This window comes from Actinocrinis sp., from assembly GCF_035605935.1.
Classification (GTDB): Bacteria; Actinomycetota; Actinomycetes; order Streptomycetales; family Catenulisporaceae; genus Actinocrinis.
On sequence record NZ_DATNGK010000023.1, the window covers coordinates 1 to 3523 of the forward strand.

The window sequence follows — 3523 nt, forward strand, 5'->3', positions numbered from 1 at the left end:
CGGCCTGACGGCCGGAATCGCCAGCGCGATCAAGGCGCTGCGCCCGCAGACGAGGATCGTAACCGCTGAGCCCGAGACCGCGGCGCGCTGTCCGCTGCGCCGGACGCCGGACATCCGGTCACAGTGGACTACCGCGCCTCGTTCATCGATGGCTGTGTTCCACCCGGGCTGCAGCCCGGCCGCGAAGCAGGAACGGAGCCCCGTGAGCCAGCGCACGTCCAGGCCCGTGACGGCACGGCCGACGACCTCGTAGTCCGAGCGCTCGAGCAGGCTCGCGAGCCCCTCACGGAGTAGGACGTCGTCCTCTGCGAGCACGACCCGAGGCCTCGCCGGGATTATCGAACTTCGAGGTAGGTCAGCACGACGCGGACGCGCCGGTGGTCGGCCGTCTCAGGCGGTACGAGCTTCACGAGGATGCTGCGGACGTACCGCTCGACGGTCGCCTTCTCGAGACCGAGGCGCCGCGCGATGCCTGTGTTCGAACGGCCCGCGGCCATCAGCCCGAGCACGTCGCGCTCCCGAGGGCTCAGCCGGTCGAGCCGGTCTCGGCGCGCCGCGAGTTCCCGGATGAGCGCCTGCTCGACGATCGAGCCCCCGGAACGGATGCGCGCGAGCGCCTCGAGGAAGCCGTCGACCTCGATGACGCGGCCCTTCAACAGGTAGCCGATGCCCGGACCGTGTCGGAGCAGATCCAGCGCACGTACCTCTACGTGTGCCGAGAGCAGGAGGATTGCCGTCCGCGGAAGCTCGTTGCGGACGACGAGCGCGGCATCCAGGCCTTCGGTCGCGTGCGGCATCTGGATGCCGACGATCGCGAGGTCGGGCCCGTGCTCGCGCACGAGGTCGAGAAGCACGCGGGCGTCGCCGACCCGGCCGACGGGTGGCGGCCTGACGTTCGTAGTAGTCCGGGCCGAGGTCGTGGTACCCCGTGCCGGGGTTGGACAGCAGCTAGTGGTAGACCCTCAGCTGGATGTTGCCGAGGGCGACCTGGGCTCTGGCCTTGCCGTGGCTGCAGGCCCCGATATAGCTCCAGCTAGCTGGTATGCCGGATATAGGCCAGCACCACGCGATTCCGGGCGCTGGCCGTGATGCATGATCCCACATTCCCGAGCAATCCTCATATGGGGCGCTCTGGCCGGCCGAAGTGAACGAGCCGGCCGGAGCGATCAACAACGGAGGGGTTCCGTCAACTACCGCGGGGCTCAGGTGTGCCAGTTCCGGAATCTTTCCGCCGAGAATCCCCAGCCAGCTGACCTTACGTACGGTGATCTCTCGTGAGAAGGTTCCCTTGACTACCGAACTCTCCCGCATCTTTGACGTCGTTGAGCGATGGGTCGCCGAGGCTCCGGACCGGGAGGCGTTGGTGTTCGGCGACCAGCGCTGGACCTGGGCGCAGCTCGACGACCGGATCCGCCGCGCGGCGCGCGCACTGCGTGCTTCTGGCCTCGGCCCTGGCGATCACCTCGCGGTGCTGGACAAGAACCACCCGGCGTGCCTCGAGCTCACGCTGGCGGCTTCGCTCATCGGCGCCGCCAACGTAGTCGTCAACTTCCGGCTGGCTCCGGAGGAACTGGCCCATGTGGTGGATGACTCGGCAGCACACGTGGTCGTCGTGGGAGCGGAGTTCGCGGAGACCCTGGGTGGGCTCCGGAACCGCCTGCCCAGGGTGCGTGAGGTGGTCGTGCTCGGCGGCGACGACGACGAGTACGAGAAGTGGCTGGCCGCCGCCGAGCCGGTGACCGCGCCGTACGCCTCAGCGCCGGAGGACTGTTTCCTGGTGCTGTACACCTCGGGTACAACCGGCTGGCCGAAGGGCGTGATGCTGACCCAGCGCAGCATGACGGCCCACACGCGGGTGGTCGCGCCCGCCTACGCGATGGACGAGAGCACTGTCAACGTCGTCGCCATGCCCTTGTTCCATGTCGGCGGGACGAGCTGGGCGCTGGGCAGCATGAGCGCGGGCGGCCGCACGATCATCGTCCGGGAGCCGGTTCCCAGCACCCTGCTCTGCCTCATCGAGTCCCGGAAGGCGACGCACGCGTACTTCGTCACCGCGATGGTCCAGGTGCTGCTCGCCGACCCGGCGCAGGCGCGCTCGGCACTGCGGTCGCTGAAGGTCCTCGCGTACGGCGGTTCACCGATGCCGGCGCCGCTGATAGAGCGCACGCTGAACGTCTTGCCGACGTCGCTGTACTCGGTGTACGGGATGACGGAAACATCCGGCGTGCTCTGCGTCCTCGGGCCGGATGAGCACCGCCACCCGTGGCGCCCCCATCTGCGCGCATCGGCTGGCCGGCCGCTGCCCGGCAACGAGGTGCGGGTGGTCGACCCCGAAGCCGGTATCGACGTGGAGCCCGGCGAGGTGGGTGAGTTCTGGGTGCGCTCGGACCAGGTGATGGCCAGGTACTGGAACATGCCCGAGGCCACCAGGGAGGCGATCACTTCCGGCGGCTGGCTGCGCACCGGCGACGCCGGCCGCATCGACGAGGCGGGCTACCTGTACATCGAAGACAGGGTCAAGGACATGATCCTCTCCGGTGGGGGGCACGTGTATCCCGCGGAGGTCGAGCGAGTGCTGGGGCAGCACCCGGATGTCGCTGAGGTGGCGGTGATCGGGGTGCCGGACCCCGAGGGAGGCGAGACTGTCAAGGCGGTTGTGGTGCCCGCCGCAGGGGCGGCAGTCGACGAGGCAGCGCTCATCGCATTCACCCGGGACCGGCTGGCGCACTACAAGAACCCGGCCTCCGTCTCCTTCGTCCCTGCGCTGCCTCGCAACCCGAACGGGAAGATCCTCAAACGCCAGCTGCGGTCGAGCTTCATGCCCTGATGCCGGTGCGCTGAGTGGAAACTGGTAACCCGACCCTCTCACCGCCATCATCGCCACCGAGTTCTTCGCCCTCCCCAGCCGCCTGGGACACACTCCTGCTCGCAGCGGTTGCGCGTTGCGCCGTAGCGGCATCCGCGAGGGGAACGAGCGATCGATCTGCACCTGGAGTTCGCCGTTTGCGATGCGCTCGAGCCTGTCGCCGATCATCGGACGGATGCGAGCGTACTCGGACACGATCGCGCCGCCGAGGTAGACGCCGCGCAGCGCGTTGTTACGTGTACAGAGCGACCGCGTTGAATCGCCGGGGCCGGCCCTGGCGTTTACCCCGACGCTGACGAGCGTCCCGCGGTACGCGAGCACGCCGACGCCGTCGGTCGCGTAGTTGATCCGTGGTCGAGCCCGAGCGCCGCCAGCCGGTGGCCACCGCCAGGGCGGCGAACAAGGCGGTGGTGCCGTGCCGGATTTAGTCATGGGTATGCCGCTCGGGGGATACCCGGGCGTATCGGCAGAACCGACCGGGTTCGTTCCAGGGCCTGGATCTGGGGCGTCTCGTCCACGCAGACTACGATCGCGTTCTGCGGAGGCGCCAGGTACAGGCCCGCCACATCGCGGACCTTGGCCTCCAACTGCGGATCGGTGGAGAACTGAACCCCTCGGTGCTAGCTGGGGGTGGCGCCCCTATCGTTGGCGGCGGAG

At 68.8% G+C, this 3523-nt stretch carries 2 protein-coding genes and 2 pseudogenes; 1 reads left to right on the forward strand and 3 read right to left on the reverse strand.

All coding sequences use genetic code 11. The features are described from left to right. A pseudogene (locus VN779_RS02025) lies at positions 1–315 on the reverse strand (hypothetical protein); the annotation flags it as partial. 20 nt (positions 316–335) lie between these two features. Then, a complete protein-coding gene (locus VN779_RS02030; RefSeq protein WP_325719532.1) occupies positions 336–854 on the reverse strand; it encodes a response regulator transcription factor in 519 nt (172 codons plus the stop codon). A gap of 434 nt (positions 855–1288) precedes the next feature. On the opposite strand from VN779_RS02030, the gene VN779_RS02035 reads away from it, so the two are divergent. Further along, positions 1289–2827, forward strand: a complete 1539-nt coding sequence (locus VN779_RS02035) for a long-chain-fatty-acid--CoA ligase (protein WP_325719534.1) — start codon at positions 1289–1291, stop codon at positions 2825–2827. 466 nt (positions 2828–3293) lie between these two features. Here the strand turns inward: VN779_RS02035 and VN779_RS02040 are convergent. Beyond that, positions 3294–3474 (reverse strand): annotated as a pseudogene (locus VN779_RS02040) (IS630 family transposase); the annotation flags it as partial. Between the last annotated feature and the right edge of the window lie 49 nt (positions 3475–3523).